General features: G+C 71.4%; 20 protein-coding genes and 2 tRNA genes. 20 read left to right on the top strand and 2 right to left on the bottom strand.

The annotated features are described in order from the left end of the window. The first annotated feature begins 257 nt into the window (after positions 1–257). The 6 genes from rplU (at position 258) to ABZY13_RS06615 (ending at position 8,279) form a co-directional block, all read left to right on the top strand. Entirely contained in the window at positions 258–578 is a 321-nt protein-coding gene (rplU, locus tag ABZY13_RS06640; RefSeq protein WP_004931419.1) for a 50S ribosomal protein L21, read from the top strand. Between the two features lie 14 nt (positions 579–592). Continuing rightward, complete coding sequence (gene rpmA / locus ABZY13_RS06635) at positions 593–847, top strand: 50S ribosomal protein L27 (RefSeq protein ID WP_189937709.1); 255 nt, start codon at positions 593–595, stop codon at positions 845–847. A gap of 107 nt (positions 848–954) precedes the next feature. Next, positions 955–2,391: a GTPase ObgE gene (gene obgE / locus ABZY13_RS06630; RefSeq protein ID WP_356627760.1), complete on the top strand. Its 1,437-nt coding sequence runs from the start codon at positions 955–957 to the stop codon at positions 2,389–2,391. Positions 2,392–3,117: 726 nt separating this feature from the next. Beyond that, positions 3,118–4,614 carry a bifunctional cytidylyltransferase/SDR family oxidoreductase gene (locus tag ABZY13_RS06625; RefSeq protein WP_356627759.1) on the top strand — a complete coding sequence of 499 codons (1,497 nt, stop codon included), beginning with the start codon at positions 3,118–3,120 and terminating at the stop codon, positions 4,612–4,614. A gap of 153 nt (positions 4,615–4,767) precedes the next feature. After that, the gene (locus ABZY13_RS06620; protein WP_356627772.1) at positions 4,768–6,873 is read left to right on the top strand and encodes a hypothetical protein; all 2,106 of its coding nucleotides are present in this window, start codon (positions 4,768–4,770) and stop codon (positions 6,871–6,873) included. A 218-nt stretch (positions 6,874–7,091) separates the two neighbouring features. Next, entirely contained in the window at positions 7,092–8,279 is a 1,188-nt protein-coding gene (locus ABZY13_RS06615) for a glycosyltransferase family 2 protein (RefSeq protein WP_356627758.1), read from the top strand. A 117-nt stretch (positions 8,280–8,396) separates the two neighbouring features. On the opposite strand, the gene ABZY13_RS06610 is transcribed toward ABZY13_RS06615, so the two are convergent. Further along, positions 8,397–9,884 (bottom strand): polysaccharide pyruvyl transferase family protein, encoded by a 1,488-nt coding sequence (locus tag ABZY13_RS06610; protein ID WP_356627757.1) that lies wholly within the window; start codon positions 9,882–9,884, stop codon positions 8,397–8,399. A 188-nt stretch (positions 9,885–10,072) separates the two neighbouring features. On the opposite strand from ABZY13_RS06610, the gene proB reads away from it, so the two are divergent. The 5 genes from proB (at position 10,073) to ABZY13_RS06585 (ending at position 15,060) form a co-directional block, all read left to right on the top strand. Then, the gene (proB, locus tag ABZY13_RS06605; protein WP_356627756.1) at positions 10,073–11,200 is read left to right on the top strand and encodes a glutamate 5-kinase; all 1,128 of its coding nucleotides are present in this window, start codon (positions 10,073–10,075) and stop codon (positions 11,198–11,200) included. Between the two features lie 207 nt (positions 11,201–11,407). Further along, entirely contained in the window at positions 11,408–11,899 is a 492-nt protein-coding gene (locus ABZY13_RS06600; protein WP_356627755.1) for a hypothetical protein, read from the top strand. Between the two features lie 100 nt (positions 11,900–11,999). Beyond that, entirely contained in the window at positions 12,000–13,286 is a 1,287-nt protein-coding gene (locus ABZY13_RS06595; RefSeq protein WP_356627754.1) for a glutamate-5-semialdehyde dehydrogenase, read from the top strand. Between the two features lie 102 nt (positions 13,287–13,388). Next, positions 13,389–13,919 carry a hypothetical protein gene (locus tag ABZY13_RS06590; protein WP_356627753.1) on the top strand — a complete coding sequence of 177 codons (531 nt, stop codon included), beginning with the start codon at positions 13,389–13,391 and terminating at the stop codon, positions 13,917–13,919. A gap of 76 nt (positions 13,920–13,995) precedes the next feature. Beyond that, the gene (locus ABZY13_RS06585) at positions 13,996–15,060 is read left to right on the top strand and encodes a hypothetical protein (RefSeq protein WP_356627752.1); all 1,065 of its coding nucleotides are present in this window, start codon (positions 13,996–13,998) and stop codon (positions 15,058–15,060) included. Positions 15,061–15,124: 64 nt separating this feature from the next. On the opposite strand, the gene ABZY13_RS06580 is transcribed toward ABZY13_RS06585, so the two are convergent. Then, on the bottom strand, positions 15,125–16,273 hold the full coding sequence (locus ABZY13_RS06580; RefSeq protein ID WP_356627771.1) for a M48 family metallopeptidase: 1,149 nt from the start codon (positions 16,271–16,273) through the stop codon (positions 15,125–15,127). 218 nt (positions 16,274–16,491) lie between these two features. On the opposite strand from ABZY13_RS06580, the gene ABZY13_RS06575 reads away from it, so the two are divergent. The 9 genes from ABZY13_RS06575 to ABZY13_RS06535 all read left to right on the top strand — a co-directional run bounded on the left by ABZY13_RS06575 (position 16,492) and on the right by ABZY13_RS06535 (position 21,332). Next, positions 16,492–16,656 (top strand): hypothetical protein, encoded by a 165-nt coding sequence (locus tag ABZY13_RS06575; RefSeq protein ID WP_356627751.1) that lies wholly within the window; start codon positions 16,492–16,494, stop codon positions 16,654–16,656. Between the two features lie 45 nt (positions 16,657–16,701). Next, positions 16,702–17,337, top strand: coding sequence for a nicotinate-nucleotide adenylyltransferase (nadD, locus tag ABZY13_RS06570; protein ID WP_356627750.1), 636 nt, complete (start codon positions 16,702–16,704; stop codon positions 17,335–17,337). A 16-nt stretch (positions 17,338–17,353) separates the two neighbouring features. Further along, positions 17,354–19,159 carry a LytR C-terminal domain-containing protein gene (locus ABZY13_RS06565; protein WP_356627749.1) on the top strand — a complete coding sequence of 602 codons (1,806 nt, stop codon included), beginning with the start codon at positions 17,354–17,356 and terminating at the stop codon, positions 19,157–19,159. A gap of 126 nt (positions 19,160–19,285) precedes the next feature. Further along, positions 19,286–19,732, top strand: a complete 447-nt coding sequence (gene rsfS / locus ABZY13_RS06560; protein ID WP_356627748.1) for a ribosome silencing factor — start codon at positions 19,286–19,288, stop codon at positions 19,730–19,732. Next, positions 19,723–20,400: a histidine phosphatase family protein gene (locus ABZY13_RS06555; protein WP_356627770.1), complete on the top strand. Its 678-nt coding sequence runs from the start codon at positions 19,723–19,725 to the stop codon at positions 20,398–20,400. Before rsfS ends, ABZY13_RS06555 begins: the two co-directional genes overlap by 10 nt. A gap of 71 nt (positions 20,401–20,471) precedes the next feature. Beyond that, a tRNA-Ala gene (locus tag ABZY13_RS06550) sits at positions 20,472–20,544 on the top strand. Positions 20,545–20,711: 167 nt separating this feature from the next. Beyond that, the gene (locus ABZY13_RS06545) at positions 20,712–20,888 is read left to right on the top strand and encodes a hypothetical protein (protein ID WP_356627747.1); all 177 of its coding nucleotides are present in this window, start codon (positions 20,712–20,714) and stop codon (positions 20,886–20,888) included. Positions 20,889–20,891: 3 nt separating this feature from the next. After that, positions 20,892–21,125, top strand: coding sequence for a hypothetical protein (locus ABZY13_RS06540; protein WP_003976229.1), 234 nt, complete (start codon positions 20,892–20,894; stop codon positions 21,123–21,125). 134 nt (positions 21,126–21,259) lie between these two features. Beyond that, positions 21,260–21,332: transfer RNA gene (locus ABZY13_RS06535), tRNA-Ala, on the top strand. The last annotated feature ends 48 nt before the right edge of the window (positions 21,333–21,380 follow it).

Genomic DNA, 21,380 nt, shown 5'->3' with positions numbered 1-21,380 from the left:
CCCGCCTGGTCACGCAGACGGGGCGGACTGCGCGGGTTCTTCCTGTCGCGCGTCGGCGTTGGGACCGAGGATGTGCAGCAGCGGGCGCGGCCCCGTAACCTTGACCGTCGGCGTGTCCATGGATGGCGCGCCACATCCCCGTAAACCTCTTCCTCCCGGGTGCCCGTCCGTCGGGTCGGTCGGGAGAGGCCGTCCGTGTTCGTGCCCGGGCGGCTGGCCTGCGGGGGTGCCGTTCTCCGAGCGAAAGAGAGATCCGCGTGTACGCCATCGTGCGCAGCGGTGGTCGCCAGCACAAGGTTGCTGTCGGCGACATCGTTGAGGTTGACAAGATTTCCACCGCCAAGGTTGGCGACACGGTCGAGCTCTCGACCCTGCTCGTTGTCGACGGCGACGCTGTGACCAGCGACCCGTGGGTGCTGGCCGGCATCAAGGTCCAGGCCGAGGTCGTGGACCACCACAAGGGCCAGAAGATCGACATTCTGCGCTACAAGAACAAGACCGGCTACCGCCGTCGTCAGGGCCACCGCCAGCAGTACACGGCGATCAAGGTCACTGAGATCCCCGCGGCTGCGAAGTAAGGGACTGAGGAGACATGGCACACAAGAAGGGCGCATCGTCCACCCGGAACGGTCGCGACTCCAACGCCCAGCGGCTCGGCGTGAAGCGCTTCGGCGGTCAGGTCGTCAACGCGGGTGAGATCCTGGTCCGTCAGCGCGGCACCCACTTCCACCCGGGCTCGGGCGTCGGCCGCGGCGGCGACGACACGCTGTTCGCTCTGCAGGCCGGTGCGGTGGAGTTCGGCACCCACCGTGGCCGCAAGGTCGTGAACATCGTTCCGGTCGCCTGATCGGACACTTCGCGAGGCGGACCTCACTTCCCCGGGCGGGAAGCGGGTCCGCCTTTCGCGTGTTACGCAAGAGACACCTGTCGTTAAGTTCCTGGAGGCACTGAATCATGACCACCTTCGTGGACCGCGTCGAGCTGCATGTCGCCGCGGGTAACGGAGGCCACGGCTGTGCCTCCGTCCATCGTGAGAAGTTCAAGCCGCTCGGCGGCCCGGACGGCGGCAACGGCGGGCGCGGCGGGGACGTCGTCCTCACCGTCGACCAGTCCGTGACCACGCTGCTCGACTACCACCACTCCCCGCACCGCAAGGCCACCAACGGCAAGCCCGGCGAGGGCGGCAACCGCTCCGGCAAGGACGGCCAGGACCTGGTCCTGCCCGTGCCGGACGGCACCGTCGTGCTCGACAAGGCGGGCAACGTGCTCGCCGACCTGGTCGGGCACGGCACGTCGTACGTCGCCGCCCAGGGCGGCCGGGGCGGGCTCGGAAACGCCGCGCTGGCCTCCGCCCGGCGCAAGGCCCCCGGCTTCGCGCTGCTCGGCGAGCCCGGCGACCTCCAGGACATCGTGCTGGAGCTGAAGACCGTCGCGGACGTGGCGCTGGTCGGATATCCGAGCGCCGGGAAGTCGTCGCTGATCTCGGTGCTCTCCGCCGCCAAGCCGAAGATCGCCGACTACCCCTTCACGACCCTGGTCCCGAACCTGGGCGTCGTCACCGCCGGCTCCACCGTCTACACCATCGCCGACGTCCCCGGTCTCATCCCCGGCGCCAGCCAGGGCAAGGGCCTCGGCCTGGAGTTCCTGCGGCACGTCGAGCGGTGCAGTGTGCTGGTGCACGTCCTGGACACGGCCACCCTGGAGTCCGACCGCGACCCCGTCTCCGACCTCGACGTCATCGAGGCGGAGCTGCGGGAGTACGGCGGCCTGGACAACCGGCCGCGTCTGGTCGTGCTGAACAAGATCGACGTGCCGGACGGCAAGGACCTCGCGGAGATGGTCCGGCCCGATCTCGAGGCGCGCGGCTACCGCGTCTTCGAGGTGTCGGCCGTCGCGCACATCGGCCTGAAGGAGCTGTCGTACGCCCTCGCCGAGCTGGTCGCGCAGGCGCGTGCGGCCAAGCCCAGGGAGGAGGCGACCCGCATCGTCATCCGGCCCAGGGCCGTGGACGACGCGGGCTTCACCGTCACCCGCGAGGAGGACGGCCTGTTCCGGGTGCGCGGCGAGAAGCCGGAGCGCTGGGTGCGGCAGACCGACTTCAACAACGACGAGGCCGTCGGCTATCTCGCCGACCGGCTCAACCGGCTCGGCGTGGAGGAGCAGCTGGTCAAGGCCGGCGCCCGGGCCGGGGACGGCGTGGCCATCGGCCCCGAGGAGAACGCCGTCGTCTTCGACTGGGAGCCGTCCCTCACCTCCGGCGCCGAGATGCTCGGCCGCCGCGGCGAGGACCACCGCTTCGAGGCGCCCCGGCCCGCGGTGCAGCGCCGTCGGGAGCGGCAGGCCGAACTGGACGAGGCACAGCGGGAGTTCGACGACTTCGAGCCGTTCTGACGGTTCGCCGGTTGCCGCCCCCCGGTGCGTCGGGAGGGGATGTCGGGGCAGCCGGCGCCGGGACGGGCGAGGCGTAGGGGGCACGGTGAGGACGGTTCCTCGCCGTGCCCCTCGCTCGTGCCCCCGGCTCGTGGTTCCCGGCTCGTGGTTCCCGGCTCGTGGTTCCCGGCACGGTGGCCGGCGGCTCGGTCGCCGGGGGCGGGTTCGGCGGCGTATTCCCCGGGCCGGCGCGCGTCCGGAGGGAGGGCGCCGGAGGGGAACAGGTCCCTCGTCCTCGCCGAGACGGAAATGTCGCGGAAACTCGATGGGGAATTCCGTGAATTCCGCAAACGGCGTGAAGATCGCGCGGAGTCGGGCCCGGGCGACCGGCGCCGGCCCGGTGTGAGGCGTCCCTCATCGCCCCCGAAGCGGCCGCACAGGCGCGGTGCAGCGTGCCGCCCGCCGCCGCGGAAGGGCGTCGTACGGCGCTCGGACGCCGGGAAGTCGCGTACCGTTCACCAGACGTCCTCCAAGGAGCTTGCGAGAGTCCTCGGGCACCGCCGCCCGAAGCGGTCGCGGCGGCACACGGCCGCGGCGGCGTACATCGGTGGCGGCAATGGCCCACCGCATCCGCAAGGTGAATGGCAGGTTGCGCGCACATATGCGTCAGCCGTCGCTCACCTTGCATTGCGGTAACCAAAAGTGGGACCATTTGCAAGTTCCCAGTCGCTCCAAGGTAGGTCACCTGTGTCCCAGCACATAGCCAAGCCCCGTACCACCGCAGTGATCCTGGCCGGGGGTACCGGTCAGCGGGTGGGTCTGTCGATCCCCAAGCAGCTGCTGAAGATCGCCGGCAAGGCAGTCATCGAGCACACCCTGACCACCTTCGAGAAGGCCGACTCGATCGACGAGGTCATGGTGCTGATGGCCCCCGGCTATGTGCCCGACGTCGAGAAGATCGTCGCCAAGGCCGGGTTCCGGAAGGTCACCCGGATCATCGAGGGCGGCGCCACCCGGAACGAGACGACCGAACGCGCCATCTCCGCCCTCGGCGAGGGCCTGGCGGAGGGCGAGGACCTCAACGTCCTGTTCCACGACGCCGTACGGCCTTTGCTCTCGCAGCGGGTCATCGACGACTGCGTAGCCGCGCTCGACCGCTACCAGGCCGTGGACGTGGCCATCCCGTCCGCGGACACCATCATCGTCACGCGCACGCACGGCGAGGACGGCGAGTTCATCACCGAGATCCCGGACCGCTCCCGGCTGCGCCGCGGCCAGACCCCGCAGGCGTTCAAGCTGTCCACGATCCGGCGCGCCTACGAGGTCGCCGCGGGCGACCCCAACTTCCAGGCCACCGACGACTGCTCCGTCGTGCTCAGGTACCTGCCCGACGTGCCGATCCACGTCGTCGCGGGCGACGAGTACAACATGAAGGTCACCCAGCCCGTCGACGTCTTCATCGCCGACAAGCTGTTCCAGCTCGCCTCCACGGCCGCGCCCGAGCAGAACGGCGAGGAGGCCTACCGCGAGCTGCTGACCGGCAGGACCGTCGTCGTCTTCGGCGGCTCCTACGGCATCGGCAAGGACATCTGCGACCTCGCCGCCTCCTACGGCGCCAAGGTCTACGCCCTCGGCCGCTCCACCACCGGCACCCACGTGGAGAACCCGGAGGAGGTCGACGACGCGCTGTCCAAGGCGTACGCCGAGACCGGCCGCATCGACTACGTCGTCAACACCGCCGGCGTGCTGCGCATCGGCAAGCTCGCCGAGACCGACAACGCCACCATCGAGGAGGCGCTGAAGGTCAACTACCTGGCGCCGGTGCAGATCGCGCGCTCCTCGTACAAGTACCTCGCCGAGACCAAGGGCCAGCTGCTGCTCTACACCTCCAGCAGCTACACCCGCGGCCGCGCCGAGTACAGCCTGTACTCCTCCACCAAGGCCGCCATGGTCAACCTCACCCAGGCGCTGTCCGACGAGTGGGCGGGCGACGGCATCCGCGTCAACTGCATCAACCCCGAGCGCACCGCGACGCCCATGCGCACCAAGGCATTCGGCCAGGAGCCGGCGGGCTCGCTGCTGTCCTCCGAGGCCGTCGCGCGCACCTCGCTCGACGTGCTGCTGTCCGAGCTGACCGGCCATGTCATCGACGTGCGCCAGCAGGACCCGACCGCCTCCGCGGGCCGCGCCTCCGGGTTCGACCAGGCGCTGGCCGGCGTGCTGGACCGCCAGGACGGCGTGTAATAATCGACGTCAAATAGTTTTCGGTAATTCAGGCCTCTGTGCATGCCCGTTCACGGTGCGTTCACAGGGGCCTGAATCCGTCCAGAACAAAACCGGCACTCTCTCCCAGAGCAGGTTTCTTCCGTGATTTCCACCGCTATACGCGTCGCCCGGGTGGGCAGCGCGGCCGAGCTGGCCGCGGCGGCCCTCATGATGCTGGGCTTCCCCTGCCTCATGCTGGCCGCGCTCGTCCCGAGCGTCCCCGCCTTCGCGGCCGCGGCCGCAGTGACGTACCTGGCGGACCACTATCTGCACCGCAGGGGCAGCTATCTGATCAACCGGCTCAGCAAGGTCCGCGCCGGTCTGTCGATCCGCTTCCTGATCCGGCAGCTGCTCCTGATCCTGCTGCTCGCCCGGCTCTCCCTCTCGGACGACCTGCTCTTCTACGGCGCGGTCGCCTGCTTCATCGCCTTCTACGGCCTGCAGGCCCCGCACGGCGCCCTGGTCACCCTGATCCGCAACCGCCGCCGGATGCCGGTCGCCGCCCGCAACGTCGACCTGGCCTCGCGCATCCGCATCCCGGACGCCCCGCCGCGCTTCCTGCTGCACCGCTCCGCGGAGAAGATGCTCCACCTCGACCTCGCCGCCGTGGTGGGCGTGCTGGTCGCCGCGGCCACCGAGTCGGCCGCCGCGGGCTTCGCCGGCGTCGTGGTCACGCTGGTGCTGGGCTGCGGTTACGTCGTCGCGCTCGTGCCGTACGTGCGCGGCCGGCGCATCCCGCCGAACGCCGAGCGGGTGCTGGCCGCCGTCGACGACTGGCTGCGCGAGTACCGGCCGGAGACGGTGCTGTACTTCTCCGGCTCCAAGGACTCCGCCTACCAGGTCAACATGTGGCTGGAGACCATGGAGCAGCTGGAGAGCCGCCCGCTGGTCATCCTGCGCGAACGCGTCATCCTGCAGAACCTCGCCCCCAGCACGGTCCCCGTCATCTGCGTCCCCGGCGGCGTGCACCTGATGAACATGGACCTGTCCACGGTCCGGGTCGCGCTGTACGCGGCGAACGTCGGCAAGAACATCCACCTGCTGCGCGTGCCGACCATGAAGCACGTCTTCATCGGCCACGGCGACAGCGACAAGCTGGCCAGCGTCAACCCGTTCAGCAAGGTGTACGACGAGGTGTGGACCGCCGGCCGGGCGGGCCGCGACCGCTACGCCATCGCCGACGTCGGCGTCCGCGACGACGACATCGTCGAGGTCGGCCGCCCCCAGCTCGCGCCGATCCAGCCCTGGCGGGGCGTGCCGGACGACCGCATGCCGACCGTGCTGTACGCGCCGACCTGGGAGGGCTGGGACGACAACCCCGGCAACACCTCGATCCTGCTGGCCGGCGAGAACATCGTGAGGAAGCTGGTCGCCGCCGAGCCTCCGGTGCGCGTGCTGTACAAGCCGCACCCCTTCACCGGCACCCGCAGCCCGCAGGCCAAGGCCGCCCACCAGCGGATCACCGCGCTGGTGCGGCAGGCCGCCGCCGAGCGCGCCGCCGACCCGCGCTTCACCGTCGACGCAGCCGCCCGGGCGCGCGCCGAGCAGGAGCTGGCCCGCGTCGAGGCCCGGCTCGCCGAGCTGGCCGGCCGCGGCGGCGACAAGCGCGACGAGGCCGAGGCGACCCGCGACGGGCTGGTCGACGCCGCCCGGCACGAGGAGATCGCCCGGCTGCGCGCCGAGTGGAACGACGCCTACTGGCGCTCGGTGCCGAGCTGGGAGCACCGGGTGATCACGGGCGCCGAGCCGCGTCTGTACGACTGCTTCAACGTCTCCGACGCGATGGTCTCCGACATCTCCAGCGTGGTCTCCGACTTCATCGCGAGCGGCAAGCCGTACGCGGTCACGGACTCGGCCGAGCTGGGCGCGGAGGAGTTCAAGCGGCAGAACACCGCGGTGCGCGCCGCGGTGATCCTCGGCAACGACGCGGCCGAGCTGGGCGGGCTGCTGGACGCCGTACGCGACCCGGCGGCGGACCCGCTGGCGGGCGAGCGGGGGGAGCTGAAGCGGTATCTGCTCGGCCCGGACGAGCCGGCGTCGATCGACCAGTTCAACACCGCGGTGGCCCAGCTGGCCCGCAAGGCCGAGATACGCAACCTGGGTCAGGAGGCGCGGGCCGTGATCGGGGGGCCCGTGGAGGAGGTCGAGCCGGAGGACGCCGAGCAACTGGCGCAGGTGCTGCCCGGTCAGGGGGCGTCGCCGGCGGACGACGGCGAGGAGGGCGTGACGGCGGGCTGACCGGCCCGCGGCACCGGCCCCGGCACCGCCGCGGCACCGGACCCGGCCCCGGAGGAGAACGACGGCGTTCTCCTCCGGGGCCGTCGCCGTTACGGGGGGTGTGACCCCGGTCACCCCGCATGCCGGTGGGGGCAACCCGCCGTTGCCGATCACCGTCTTGCAGGTAGCGAAAAATGGATACTGGGGGAAACTCCCGTTGACTAGGGGGGAATGATTCCGTGACGCAGCCTGATGTCAGTGTGATCATCGGGGCGTACGAGGCGATGCCGTACCTGGTCGAATGCCTGGCCTCGGTCGAGGCGCAGACCATCGGTCCCGAGCGCGTCGAGGTCATCGCGGTCGACGACGGCTCCACCGACGGCACGGGGGAGTGCCTGGAGGAGTTCGCCGCCCGCGCGGCCATGCCGGTCACCGTCGTCCGGCAGCGGAACTCCGGCGGCCCCAGCGGCCCGCGCAACGTCGGTCTGGGCAAGGCGACGGGGCGGTACGTCTTCTTCCTCGACGCCGACGACCGGCTCGGGGAGGAAGCCCTGGAGCGGATGGTCGCGGCGGCCGACCGCAACGGCACCGACGTCGTCCTGGGGCGGGTGCAGGGCGTCGACAGGACGGCTCCCACATCGATGTGGGGCCGGAACCTGGACCGGACCGACGTGTTCTCGTCCAACATCAAGTTCACCCTGAGCGCGCAGAAGCTGTTCCGCCGCTCGCTGCTGGAGCGGCACGCCATGCGGTTCGACGAGTCGCTGTGGACCGGCGAGGACGCGCTGTTCACGATGGAGGCATACCTGCGGGCCGACGGGGTGACGGTGATCGCCGACTACACCTGCTACTACCTGGTGGGACGCAGCGACGGCAAGCAGGTGACCAAGACCGGGGGCTACAGCCTGCGGTTCGACTCCGCGCGCGCCCTGATGCGGCTGATCGCGGACTTCGTGCCGCCCGGGGAGCGACGCGACAGCCTCATGGTGCGGCCGTTCACGGTGACCCTGCTCCCGCAGTTCGGGCCGAAGTTCCTCAAGGACAGCGACCAGGTACGCCGCCACAAGCTGGAGCTGGCCAAGCCGCTGATGGACGAGCACTGGCACCAGGGCGTGGCCCGCCGCCTGCGCGTCGAGGAACGCCTCCGCCTCCACCTGGTGGCCGAGCAGCGCCCCGACCTGCTGATCGACATCCTGGAGTTCACCCGCGGCAAGCGGAAACCGGAGCCGGTCCTGGAGGCCCGGGGCCGCCGCCTCTACCTGGCCTACCCGCACTTCCGCGCCCCGGACCCGGGACTCCCCGACTGGCTCTACCAGGCCCCGCCCGTTCAGGCCCGTGCCTACCCCGGCTACCGGGACGGCCTCGCCCTGCCCCGCCGCGTCCTGCGCAAGGCCCGCAGGCTGCTGAGCGCCGGCCGCAGGCCCTGAGACGACGGGCCGGGGCCGGGTCGCCGGGCGGCAGGGACACGCAGCGGCGCCCGCCTCCTGGCCGTGGGGCGAGGAGGCGGGCGCCGGCCGGTGTCGTCGTCGGGCCCGGTTCTGTCGTCAGGCCCGGTTCTGGAGGGCCTTGCGCAGGGGGGCGCCCACCACGCGGCGGGCGCGGCGGTAGACGGACGGCTTCGGCTTCGCCGCCGACACCCGAGCCTTGGCCGCGTCGGCCGTGGCCACCGCCTTGGCGGCGGACGCCTTCGCCGTGTCCGCCTTGGTCTCCGCGGTCCTCGCGCCGCTGCGAGCCTTCGCCAGCTCCCGCCGCAGCCGCGCGTTGTCCGCGTCCAGCTCGGCGAGCCGGCCGTTCAGGAAACCGAACCGCGAGGTCACCGACTCGATGTCCGGCTCGTTCCAGGGGCGAACGCCCGCCGGGAAGTCCAGCTCCCGCAGCCGCGCCTCGAAGGCGGCGCCGCCGTCGCCGTGCGTGAAGGTGTTCTCCAGGCCGTTCTTCTCGAGGAATGCCGTGAACCGGTCGAAGCGCTCCTGGTGGCCGCTCACCAGCGGACCGAAGTCCGACTCCTCGTAGAGCCGCGCCGGGTCCAGGTCCTTGTCGACCGAGTCGATCCGGCGGTGCGGGATCTCGAAGTACCGGCACAGCTCCAGCGTCCGCGAGTCCGCGGTCAGCACGGTCGCCGGCGTGCCCGCCAGCAGGGCGGCGATGTTGCCGTGGATGCGGGAGCCGAACGAGTAGTCGAACTCCCGGAGGTCGTCGATCCAGGTGACCGGGTCGACGTAGATGCGGACCTTGTCCTCCTTGAACATCGGGTGGTCGGGATGCGAGGGCATCCCCGTCACCGCGGCGTTCGGGTGGGACAGGTCCCGCCAGTGCATCTGCAGGGCGTCGCTGAGGTTCTGCGCGACGAAACGCAGGTGGGGATAGCGCTTGTGATTGCGCCGGATGATCGCGCCCAGGCCCTGCGAGCGCACCGCGCTGTGCGAGCCGTTGATCGAGATCCGGGAGTCCCGGGTCAGCGCCGGCACGCGCTTCTCGACGTTCAGCTCCTTGCCCCACATGAACATCGACGGGCAGCCGATGACCTCGACGTCCCGGAAGCCCATGTCCTTGAGGTACTGCTCGGTGAACTCGCCGCGCACGCCGATGGACGCGCTGCGGTCCAGTACCGCCGAGACGAACGCCTTCACGCTCGGCTCGATCGCCTTGATCCGCTCGGCGTCGTAGTCCAGCCCCGCCTGCGCGCCGGTGCCCAGCACCACCACCGGGATCTTCAGCTTGCTGATCAGCTGCGTGAGCCGGTTCAGCGAAGTCTCGAAGGTCGGCCGGAAGGCGTTGGCCAGCGGGATGACGAAGGCGTCGTACTCCGCGTTGATCCTGGCCGCCGCGTTGACGTCCGTGCGGATGCCGTTGGAGACGACCTCGGTGCCCGGCGTCTCGAGGATCTTGTGGGCGGCGTCGCTGAAGATCAGGTTGCCGGAGTTGGTGGCGATGACGTCCCGGTGAAGGGCTTCCTCCAGCGAGTAGACGTCGAACGGGCTCTTCCCCGAGCGGAGAAGGATGCGCCTGGTGGGGCGGGCTATTGACGACACAAGATTCAACTTAAGTTTACGGGACTTTTAATTTCTACAGATGAACTGTACAACCTTTTCCGCCCGTTCGGAGCGTGCAGGTCCGAACACCGTCCTGTCCGCAGCCTGGACCGATGCGCGGCCCCCGCCCCCCTTCGCGTAGATTCGCAGCAGGGGCAGCCGACGCTCACGAGGGGACGGAACGCAAGGTGGCAGGGGCAAGGCAGGCCGTGCGCGAGGCCCGCAGGATCGTCGTCAAGGTGGGCTCCTCCTCGCTGACCACCGCCTCGGGCGGGCTCGACGCCGACCGCGTCGATGCCCTGGTGGACGTCCTGGCCAAGGTGCGCAGCGGGGGCGAGAGGGAGATCGTGCTGGTCTCCTCCGGCGCCATCGCCGCGGGGCTGGCCCCCCTCGGACTGCGCCGCCGCCCCAAGGATCTCGCCCGTCAGCAGGCCGCCGCCAGCGTCGGTCAGGGCCTGCTCGTCGCCCGTTACACCGCATCCTTCGCCCGCTACGGCATCCGCGTCGGCCAGATCCTGCTCACCTCCGACGACATGAGCCGCCGTGCCCACCACCGCAACGCCTCCCGCACCCTCGACAAGCTCCTGGCGATGGGGGCGCTCCCGGTCGTCAACGAGAACGACACCGTCGCCACCGACGAGATCCGCTTCGGCGACAACGACCGCCTCGCCGCGCTCGTCGCCCACCTCGTCCGCGCCGACCTGCTGGTCCTGCTCTCCGACGTGGACGGCGTCTACGACGGCGACCCGAGCAGGCCCGGCACCTCCCGGATCGCCGAGGTGCGCGGCCCGGCCGACCTCGCGCACGTCGAGATCGGCAGCACCGGCAAGGCCGGCGTCGGCACCGGCGGCATGGTCACCAAGGTCGAGGCCGCCGGCATCGCCGCCGCCGCGGGCATCCCCGTCGTGCTGACCAGCGCCGTCCACGCGGCCGACGCGCTCACCGGCCAGGACACCGGCACCTACTTCCACGCCACCGGCAAGCGCTCCGCCGACCGCCTGCTGTGGCTCCAGCACGCCTCCGCGCCGCAGGGCTCGCTCACCCTGGACGACGGCGCCGTACGAGCCGTGGTCGAGCGCCGCAAGTCGCTGCTGCCGGCCGGGATCGCCGCCGTCGAGGGTGAGTTCAGCGCGGGCGACCCCGTCGAACTGCGCGACGCCACCGGGCGCGCGGTGGCCCGTGGCCTCGTCAACTTCGACGCCAAGGAGATCCCCCTCCTGATCGGCCGCTCCACGCACGACCTGGCCCGTGAACTCGGCCCCGGCTACGAGCGCGAGGTCGTCCACCGCGACGACCTGGTCCTCCTCCCGGACTGACCGCGCGGCCGGCCCTGCCCCCGCTCGGCCGCCCCACTCCGTACACCGGCCGAAAACGGGGGGAACGCCCCGCGAAAAGCACCCGCCCTAGGTGGACGTTCCGCAAAATCGCCCCGCGAGCCCTTGCGGCCTGCTCAACTTTGTCTCACAGGCACGCCCCGCACGAGCGACCGTGCATCCGTGTACCCGTGTGTAAAGGAGGCCGTCGTGAGACGAGTGCGCCCCGGGCCGGCGTCCCGCGGCGGAGCCGGCAGCGGCGGGACCTCCCGGGCGGCCGGCTCCCGAGCGCCCGGCGAGGAACGCGCCCTCACCAGCGTCGCCGCCGGCGACCGCTTCACCGGCGAGGAGCCCGCCGACCTTCCCCGCCTGTGGCACGTCACCCTCAGCGTCTCCGGCGAGAGCGCCCCGCTGACCGAGGTCCGCCGCGCCCTGGAACAGCTCGCCCACGACCACCCCTTCCTGCTGACCAGCAGATACGCCGACGACCACGCGGAGATCCGGTACTGGGAGGAGGCCCGCGACCTGCACGACGCCGCCGCCGTCGCGCTGCGCCTGTGGGGCGAGCACCGGCAGAGCGCCGGACTGCCGCCCTGGGAGATCGTCGGCCTGGAGGTCATCGACCGCGCCACCTACCACCAGCGCGTTTCCGAGGGCTACGGCCACCCGCCCGCCACCCCGGTCGGCGTCCACCCGTTCTGACCCGTTTCACCGTCCTTCACCGTCTTGTCCGATGCGCAAGGGTGTCTCGGGGTTTGGGATGCCCCGTGAACCGGCCGGTCCGGCGCACTACCCTGCCCTCATGACCACGCTCTCGCCGTACGACTCGATGACCCCGGTCACCCAGGCCGCCTACCGGGCCAAGGCCGCGGCCGCCGACCTCGCCCCGCTCCCGCGGTCCGTGAAGGACGACGCGCTGCTCGCCATCGCGGACGCGCTGGAGGTCCGCACGAGCGAGATCGTCGAGGCCAACGCCAAGGACGTCGCCAAGGCCCGCGAGGCCGGCACCAGCGAGGCCATCGTGGACCGGCTCACCCTCACCCCCGAGCGGGTGCGTGCCATCGCCGGGGACGTCCGGGACGTCGTCGCGCTGCCCGACCCGGTCGGCGAGGTGGTGCGCGGCTCCACCCTCCCCAACGGCATCGACCTGCGCCAGGTCCGCGTCCCGCTCGGCGTCGTAGGGATCATCTACGAGGCCCGCCCCAACGTCACCGTGGACGCCGCCGCCCTCTGCCTGAAGTCCGGCAACGCCGTGCTGCTGCGCGGCTCGGCCTCGGCCTACGAGTCGAACACCGCGCTGGTCCGGGTCCTGCGCGACGCCGTCGGCGGGGCCGGGCTGCCCGCCGACGCCGTGCAGCTGGTGCCCGGCGAGAGCCGCGACAGCGTGCGCGAGCTGATGCGCGCCCGCGGCCTGGTCGACGTGCTCATCCCGCGCGGCGGCGCCTCGCTGATCCGGACGGTCGTCAACGAGTCCACCGTCCCGGTGATCGAGACCGGCACCGGCAACTGCCACGTCTACGTCGACGCCCAGGCGGACATCGACACGGCCGTCGAGATCCTGATCAACTCCAAGGCGCAGCGCGTCAGCGTCTGCAACGCCGCCGAGACCCTCCTGGTCCACCAGGACATCGCCGCCGAGTTCCTGCCCCGCGCCCTGGACGCCCTCGCGGAGGCCGGGGTGACCGTGCACGCCGACGAGCGGGTGATGGCGTACGCCAAGGACTCCCGGGCGACCGTCGTGGAGGCCACTCCGGAGGACTGGGAGACCGAGTACCTGTCGTACGACATCGCCGCCGCGGTCGTGGACTCGCTCGACAAGGCCGTGGAGCACATCCGGCTGTGGACCTCCGGCCACACCGAGGCGATCGTGACCACCTCGCAGCAGGCCGCCCGCCGGTTCACCCAGCTCGTCGACTCCACCACCGTCGCGGTGAACGCCTCGACCCGGTTCACGGACGGCGGCCAGTTCGGCTTCGGCGCGGAGATCGGCATCTCCACCCAGAAGCTGCACGCCCGCGGCCCCATGGGCCTGCCGGAGCTGACCAGCACCAAGTACATCGTCACCGGCGACGGACACGTACGGCGCTGACACCGCGGGGGACGGCCCGCGGCGGCCGGAACCCGTCTCGTCAGGTGGATGAATTTCCGTACCGTCTGCCCAAATTGACCCCCCAGGTCTACTCTGGACTGCGTGCCGGAGGACGTGGGGGGTTCGCCGTTCCCTGACGGCTGGGAGCCCGACGACGACCACGACCGCGGGGTGTCGGACGAAGAGTTCGCCTCCGTGGTCTTCGACGAGGCCTTCGTGCGAGCGGCCGTGGTGCACGAGCCGACCGCCGTCGAACGCCTCCTGGCCGCGGCCCAGGCCAGAGCCGAGGCCTCCGAGACGGAGGCCCGCCGTGCTCACGCCGGAGGCGAGCGGTACGACGACGGATACGACGACGACCGTTTCGGCCATGATCCACTCCGGGACGACTTCGACGATCCGGACGGCTTCGACGGGGTCCCGTACGGCAGACAGGTGCGCTGGCACCGGCCGGTCGCCTGGGTGCTCGCCGTGGTGATGGGCGTCGGCATGGTCGCGCTGGCCTTCGCCGCGGTCTACCGGGGCGGCTCCTCGTCCCGCCCCGAGCAGGCGCCCCCACCCGCCTCGACCGGCCTCGAACAGGGCGGGGGCGGCAAGGCGCCCCTGCTCCCCTCGGCGGTCCCGCACACTCCGTGACGACCGGTGATTTCGCGTCAGAAGTTGTCGCAGAACGGGGCGTTTACCGGGGTGCCGGGCGACCTACTCTGAAGACATGGGCGGCCCTGGCGAACCCCCCGAGAGGACACCGGACGGCGTCCCCGGTGGGGACGACGAATACCGATCCGTCGTGTTCGACGAGTCGTTCGTCCGCGCTGCCCGGCTCCAGGAGTTCTCCGCGCAGGAGCGCATCACCGACCACGCGCCCGCCGTCCGCAGCCGCACCCCCCTGCGCCGGGGGCTGTCCCGCCAGCTGACGGTCCTGGTCGTGCTGATCGCCCTCGCCTTCGGCGCCGCCGTCTACATGGGTGTACGCCACCCGTACCAGAACCCGGCGGCCGGCCGCTCCGCCGAACCCCTGCGGATGACGGTCATCCCGCTCGCCCCGCAGGGCCGGGTACCCGGCGCCGCCGACCCCGAACGGCTGTACGCCGCCAGCCCGGCCGCGCAGTTCCGGGTCGGCGCCGAGGGCATCCCGTTGCCCGCCGCCCGGCGCACCGCGAACTTCTCCGACAGTCAGGTCCTCGGCGCCCTGACCACCGCCAAGAACTACCTCGTCCGCTCCTCGCTCAACCCCGAGGTGCTCACCGGCGGCCAGGTCAGGCCCGTGCGGGTGCTGCTCGACGCCGACCAGCTCCACCAGTTCGACCGCAGCTTCGAGCAGCCCGTCGCCGACGGCCGGCACGCCCCGACCGGCTGGGTCGTCCGCTTCGACCCGAAGGAGACCCAGCTGGCCGACCGCGGCATCCGCGCCCAGGGCAGCATGCACGTCGCCGAGATCGACTCCGGCACCCTCGAGGTCACCACGGACCACACGTTCGTCTACGCGCTGCGGCCCGCCGACCGCTCCCGGGCGGAGGCGTCGCTGTTCACCGTCCGGCGCGAGCTGCAGTTCCGCTTCGACCGGGAGGACCTGCGCCGGCACCAGACCCGGCTGGTCGGCTCCTACGTCCAGGCCGGGCCGCTGTCCTGCGCCGACGACTCGGCCGGCCATCTGCACCCGCTGCTGGCCGGCCGGACGGCCGAGAAGGGCGGCCCGGCCGGCACCGACCCGTACGCCACGCACGGCGCGGCGGCGCTGTGCGGCTCGCTCGCCGACAGCGCCCAGCCGAAGGTCTGAACGGCCCGAGTGTCCGGGCGGCCCGAGGGCCCGCCCCGTTCGAACAGACGCGCGCCCGGTGGTCCTACTGCGGATCGCGCGGCGGCTCGGTCTTCGTGGAGCCGCCGGCGGAGTCGTCCGGGGAGCCGCCCGTCGAACCGCCCGGGGAGCCGTTCGCCTCGCGGCCGGCCGACCCGGTGAACCCGCCGAACCCGCGCCGCACCCGGCTGCCCAGGTCCCCGGCGCCGCCCGCGATGTCGTTGACCAGCTTCATCAGCGGGTCCTTGGAGCCGCGCACCTCGCCGGCGTAGCTCGCCGCCGACTCGCGGAACGAGTCGGTCACCGACGTGTCCTTGTCCTCGCTGCGCCGCGGGTAGTGGCCGTCCATGATCCGCTGGTAGTCGCGGGACTCGGACCACTTCTTCAGCTCGGCCGCGCGGACCGTGGCGAAGGGGTGGCTGCGCGGCAGCACGTTGAGGATCTTCAGCACGGAGTCCCGCAGGTCGCCGCCCGCCTCGTACTCCTCGGCCTGCTCCAGGAACGCGTCCACGTTCATCTCGTGCAGGTGGTTGCCGCCGGCCAGCTTCATCAGGCCGCGCATCGAGGCATGGAGGTCCTGGCCGACCAGCAGCCCGGCGCGGTCCGCGGACAGCTCCGACTTGCGGAACCACTCGCGCAGCGCGGTCACGATCGCCATCACCGCGACGTTCCCCAGCGGGATCCAGGCCACCCGCAGCGCGAGGTTGGTCAGGAACAGCAGGACGGTGCGGTACACCGAGTGCCCGGACAGGGCGTGGCCGACCTCGTGGCCGATCACCGCCCGCATCTCCTCCTCGTCGAGCAGTTCGACCAGGCCGGTCGTGACGACGATGATCGGCTCGTCCAGGCCGATGCACATGGCGTTGGGCTGCGGGTCCTGGTTGACGTACATCGGCGGGACCTTCTCCAGGTCCAGGATGTAACAGGCGTCGCGCAGCATGTCGTTCAGGTGGGCGAACTGCCGGTCGGAGACGCGCACCGAGTCGGACAGGAACAGCAGCCTCAGACTCCGCTCGGGCAGCAGCCCGCTGAGCGCCTTGAAGGCCGTGTCGAAGCCGCTCAGCTTGCGCAGGGCGACCAGGGCGGAGCGGTCCGCCGGATGTTCGTACGCGCGCGAGGAGATCCCGGGGAAGCGCCTGCGCTGCCTGCTCGGCACGCTTCCGTGCCCGCCCTGCTGGTGGCCGTCGTCGGACATGTGTTCCCCCATGTGCGTCGGTGTGCCGTGACGGGGCGGTCCGCCCCGTGCCGCTGGGCGCTCTCCATGACGTCGCCGAAGCCCAGCCTAGGCGGAAGGACGACCTGGGGACCCGGAAGGTTGCGCGACGGCGGGAGTCGGGGTGATCCCCGTCGGGCCGCCCGCATACGATGAGCCGACGTCTCTGTCCCGCCCACACGCGATAGGTCCTGCCGAAGATGAGCTTCCACAGCGCCGCTGCCCAGTTGGTCACCCTCGCCTCCGAGGGCGAGAAGCACGGCGGCAACCACGAGAGCCTCAACCCCTACGTCACCGGCGGCGGTGCCTTCCTCGCGCTGATGGTGCTGCTGTGGATCACCACCCTCTTCAACCGCGACCGCTGACTCCGGCCGACAGGGCGAACGGGCCGGGCCGGTAGGGTCGCAGGCATGGGAGAGCAGCACATGCCCACCGGTCCGGCGCACGACCGCGCGGGCGGCAGGCGCCGCCTGGGAGTGATGGGCGGCACGTTCGACCCGATCCACCACGGGCACCTGGTGGCGGCCAGCGAGGTCGCCGCCGAGTTCCGGCTGGACGAGGTGGTGTTCGTGCCCACCGGCCAGCCGTGGCAGAAGTCCCACCGCGCGGTGTCCCCGGCCGAGGACCGTTATCTGATGACGGTCATCGCGACCGCCGAGAACCCGCAGTTCTCGGTCAGCCGCATCGACATCGACCGCGGCGGCCCCACCTACACCGTGGACACCCTGCGCGACCTGCGCCGGCTCAACCCGGACACGGACCTCTTCTTCATCACCGGCGCCGACGCCCTCGCCCAGATCCTGACCTGGCGGGACTCCGAGGAGCTGTTCTCGCTGGCCCACTTCATCGGGGTGACCCGGCCCGGCCACACGCTGACCGACGCGGGCCTGCCCAAGGGCGGCGTCTCACTGGTCGAGGTCCCCGCCCTCGCCATCTCCTCCACGGACTGCCGTGCGAGAGTCGCCAAGGGCGACCCCGTCTGGTATCTGGTGCCGGACGGAGTCGTGCGCTACATCGCCAAACGAGAGCTGTACCGCGGCGAGTGAGCCGAGAGGGGCACCGGTGAACGACCGATACGACGCGGGGTACGAGGGCGAAGCCCGGTACGAGGTGGTCGGCTACGACGAGTACGGCCGGCCCGTCTACCAGCAGGTGCAGCCCAGCCCGGCGTACGACCCCTACGGACAGCGACAGCAGCACTACGGCTACGACCCGTACGCCGCGGGCGCCCAGCAGCCCGCGCCGCCCTACGACCCCTACGGCGCCGCGACCGGGACCGGTCAGCAGGCGCCGGTCCCGCCGGCCTACGAGCCCTCGTCGGCCTACGAGCCCTCGTCGGCCTACGAGCCGCAGCGGCAGCCGTACGACCCCTACGACCCGTACGGCCCCTACGGGCAGCAGCCGCAGACGGCCGCCGGGGCCCAGCAGCCTCCCCGCGCCGCCGAGCAGACCGCGTACGTCCCCCAGCAGGCGCGCCCCGCCGAGCGCGAGCACGAGTCCGAGTACGAGTACGCCGGGACGGAACCGCGGCAGGAGCAGCCGGAGCAGCGGCGGGAGTCGCCGGAGCCTTCGCGCCGTGAGGACCGGGACTACCGCACCGAGCAGTTCGCGTTCGTCGAGGACCCCGACGGGGACTCCGAGGACGTCATCGACTGGCTGAAGTTCACCGAGAACCGCACCGAGCGCCGCGAGGAGGCCCGCCGCCGGGCGCGCGGCCGGCTGATCGCCCTGGTCACCGTCCTCGCCCTGGTCGCGGCCGGCGGCGTCGGCTACCTCTGGTACGCCGGGAAGCTCCCCGGCCTGTCCGCCGGGGACGCGAAGGCCGGCGGCGCCACGGCCGCGGGCGCCCAGAAGCGCGACGTGATCGTCGTCCACCTGCACGACACCAAGAAGGGCGGCACCTCCACCGCCCTGCTGGTCGACAACACCACCGCCGGCCGGGGCACCACCGTCCTGCTGCCCAACGCCCTCGCCCTCACCGGTGACGACGGCTCCACGACGACGCTGGCCAAGTCGGTCGAGGACGACGGCTCCTCCGGCACCCGCGAGGCCCTGGACACGGTCCTCGGCACCTCCATCCAGGGCACCTGGCGGCTGGACACCCCGTACCTGCAGAACCTCGTGGACCTGGTCGGCAACATCGAGATCGACACCGACGCCGACGTCCCCGACCCGGCCGCCGCGAAGAAGGGGCAGGCCCCCCTGGTCAGAAAGGGCGAGAAGCAGACCCTGAGCGGCAAGATGGCCGTCGCCTACGCCACCCACCGTGCCTCCGGCGAGGACCAGAACGCCCAGCTGGAGCGGTTCGGGCAGGTCCTGCACGGGGTGCTGCGCAAGCTGTCCTCCGACCCGCAGGCCGCGACGGTCACCGTGCAGACGCTGGCCCAGATCCTCGACCCGTCGCTCACCGACAAGGACCTCGGCGCGTTCCTCGCCGACCTGTCCGACCTGGCCAAGAGCGGCGACCACGAGACCGCGCTGCTGCCCGTCCAGGACGACGGCACCCTCACCGCCCAGGCGAGCGACAGCGTCGTCAAGGACATCCTCGGCGGCACCGCCAAGAGCCCCGACCAGGGCGCCGCCGTCCGCGTCTCGGTCCGCAACGCCAGCGGTGAGAAGGACAACACCGAGAAGGCCCGCGTGGTCCTCCTCAACGGCGGCTTCACCTTCCTGGAAGCCGGCAGCGAGGGCTCGGCGCAGGCCGCCTCCAAGGTCACCTACGCCGACGCCGCCCACAAGGAGAACGCCGCCGAGGTCGCCAAGACGCTGGGCCTGCCCGCCGACGCGGTCGCCGAGGGCGAGGTCTCGGCCAACGCGAACGTCTCGGTCGTGCTCGGCCAGGACTACGAGCCGACCGTGGCGCAGTGAACCGCAGGCGCCGGCGCCGGCCCGGTCCCGCGATCCCGGATCTTCGCGATCCCCGCGGACGAGCTGGGACCGTCGGCGGTCCGTGAGACCCTTGAGGTACCACGACCGCCGACGGAAAGCCTTGTAGTGACCGCGACCGACCGTTCTCTCGCCCTCATCACCACCGCCGCCCAGGCGGCCGCCGACAAGCTCGCGCACGACGTCATCGCCTACGACGTGAGCGACGTCCTGTCGATCACCGACGCCTTCCTGCTGGCCTCCGCGCCCAACGACCGCCAGGTCAAGTCGATCGTCGACGAGATCGAGGAGCGGCTCCAGAAGGAGCTCGGCGCCAAGCCGGTTCGCCGCGAGGGCGACCGTGAGGCCCGCTGGATCCTGCTCGACTACGTCGACATCGTCGTCCACGTCCAGCACAGCGAGGAGCGCGTCTTCTACGCCCTGGAGCGGCTGTGGAAGGACTGCCCCGAGCTGGAGCTTCCCGAGGACGCCAAGGCCACCCGGGGCAAGGCCGAGGAGCACGCCAAGCTGCAGGCCGCGGAGGAGGCCTCCGGCACGGACGGGGACTGGCGGTGACCGCGACCGGTGAGGTGGCCGGCGGCCGGCCCGGCCGCGGGCGCCGGATCATCCTGTGGCGGCACGGCCAGACGTCGTGGAACGTGGAGCGCCGCTTCCAGGGCACCACCGACGTCCCGCTCACCGAGACCGGCGTCGCCCAGGCCCGCCGCGCCGCCCGGCTGCTCGCCTCGCTGCGGCCGGACGCGATCGTCGCCTCCGACCTGCGACGGGCCGTCGACACGGCCGCCGAGCTGGCCGCGCTCACCGGCCTGGAGGTCGCCACCGACGAGGGCCTGCGGGAGACCTACGCGGGCGTCTGGCAGGGCCTGACGCACGACGAGATCATCGCCCGGCACGGCGCGGAGTACGCCGCGTGGAAGCGCGGCGAGCCGGTCCGCCGCGGCGGCGGCGAACTGGAGACCGAGGTCGCCGACCGCGCCGCCCCGGTGGTGCTCCGGCACGCCGAGAAACTGCCCGACGACGGCACCCTCGTCGTCGTCAGCCACGGCGGCACGATCCGCACCACCATCGGCCGGCTGCTCGGCCTGGAGGCCCGTCACTGGGAGGGCTTCGGCGGCCTCACCAACTGCTGCTGGTCCGTCCTCGGCGAGGGCGCCCGCGGCTGGCGGCTGCTGGAGCACAACGCCGGAACCCTGCCGGAGCCGGTCCTCGGCGACGACGACTGAACCGATTTCACTTTCCGGCAGGTCACAGGCTAAAGTTCTTCTTGTTCGCCCGCCGAGCGGGAGGAACACTCGGGGCTATAGCTCAGTTGGTAGAGCGCCTGCATGGCATGCAGGAGGTCAGGAGTTCAATTCTCCTTAGCTCCACAGCTCCGCGGATCAATCCCGTCCCCTTGAGGGGGCGGGATTTTTCGTCGTGGTCTTGAGCCGGCCGCCCCCGGCAGGCGTATCCCTCGGAGGAGACGCCGAGTCGGCCCGGCCGTGGCAGAATCAAACGGCCGGAAGGGGACGCGGCCCGACGGGAGGGAGTAGCGATGCCTGCGAGCATCCTCGAGGAGGTCGGCCACCTCCTCGGCGGAGCGGCGTTGACACGGGACACGGTCACCCGGCTCAGCTGCCCTTCCTGCGGTTCCGCCCATGTCGCCCAGGTCCTCGGCGACAACGGCGGGATCTCCTACGTGTGCACGGCCTGCGGCCACAGCTGGAGCTGAACGATGGGTGCCCACAGGCGGAAGTGCGACTGGTGCGGCAGCGGTACGCCGATCGTCCGCGACATGGAACCGGTGAACCCCGACTACCAGTACTGGTGCGAGGAGTGCGCGCGGGCGCTGATCATAAAAGGCGACCCGATCGAGACGTACCGCGAGCTGGAGGGCGAGCCGATCTACGGCCGGCTCCTGGAGGAGCACTGCACCCTCAAGCGGTTCTACTCGTTCGTGACGGCGTGACGGCGTGAACGGCGTGACGGCGTCGTAAACGGGCATTGGGCGCGAACGGGTCGCAAGCGGAAACGATTTGGTACTGCACCCGGTGGACCGTGTAATGTTGGCGTCGCCGCCAGGGAAACCAGCGGCCAACGCGAGGGGCTATAGCTCAGTTGGTAGAGCGCCTGCATGGCATGCAGGAGGTCAGGAGTTCAATTCTCCTTAGCTCCACAATGAAAGATCCCGCCGGGTCGAGAGACCCGGCGGGATCTTCTTCTT

It is taken from the genome of Streptomyces sp. NPDC006610, assembly GCF_040611575.1.
Lineage (GTDB): Bacteria > Actinomycetota > Actinomycetes > Streptomycetales > Streptomycetaceae > Streptomyces.
This window is presented reverse-complemented; position numbering and strand designations above follow the sequence as displayed.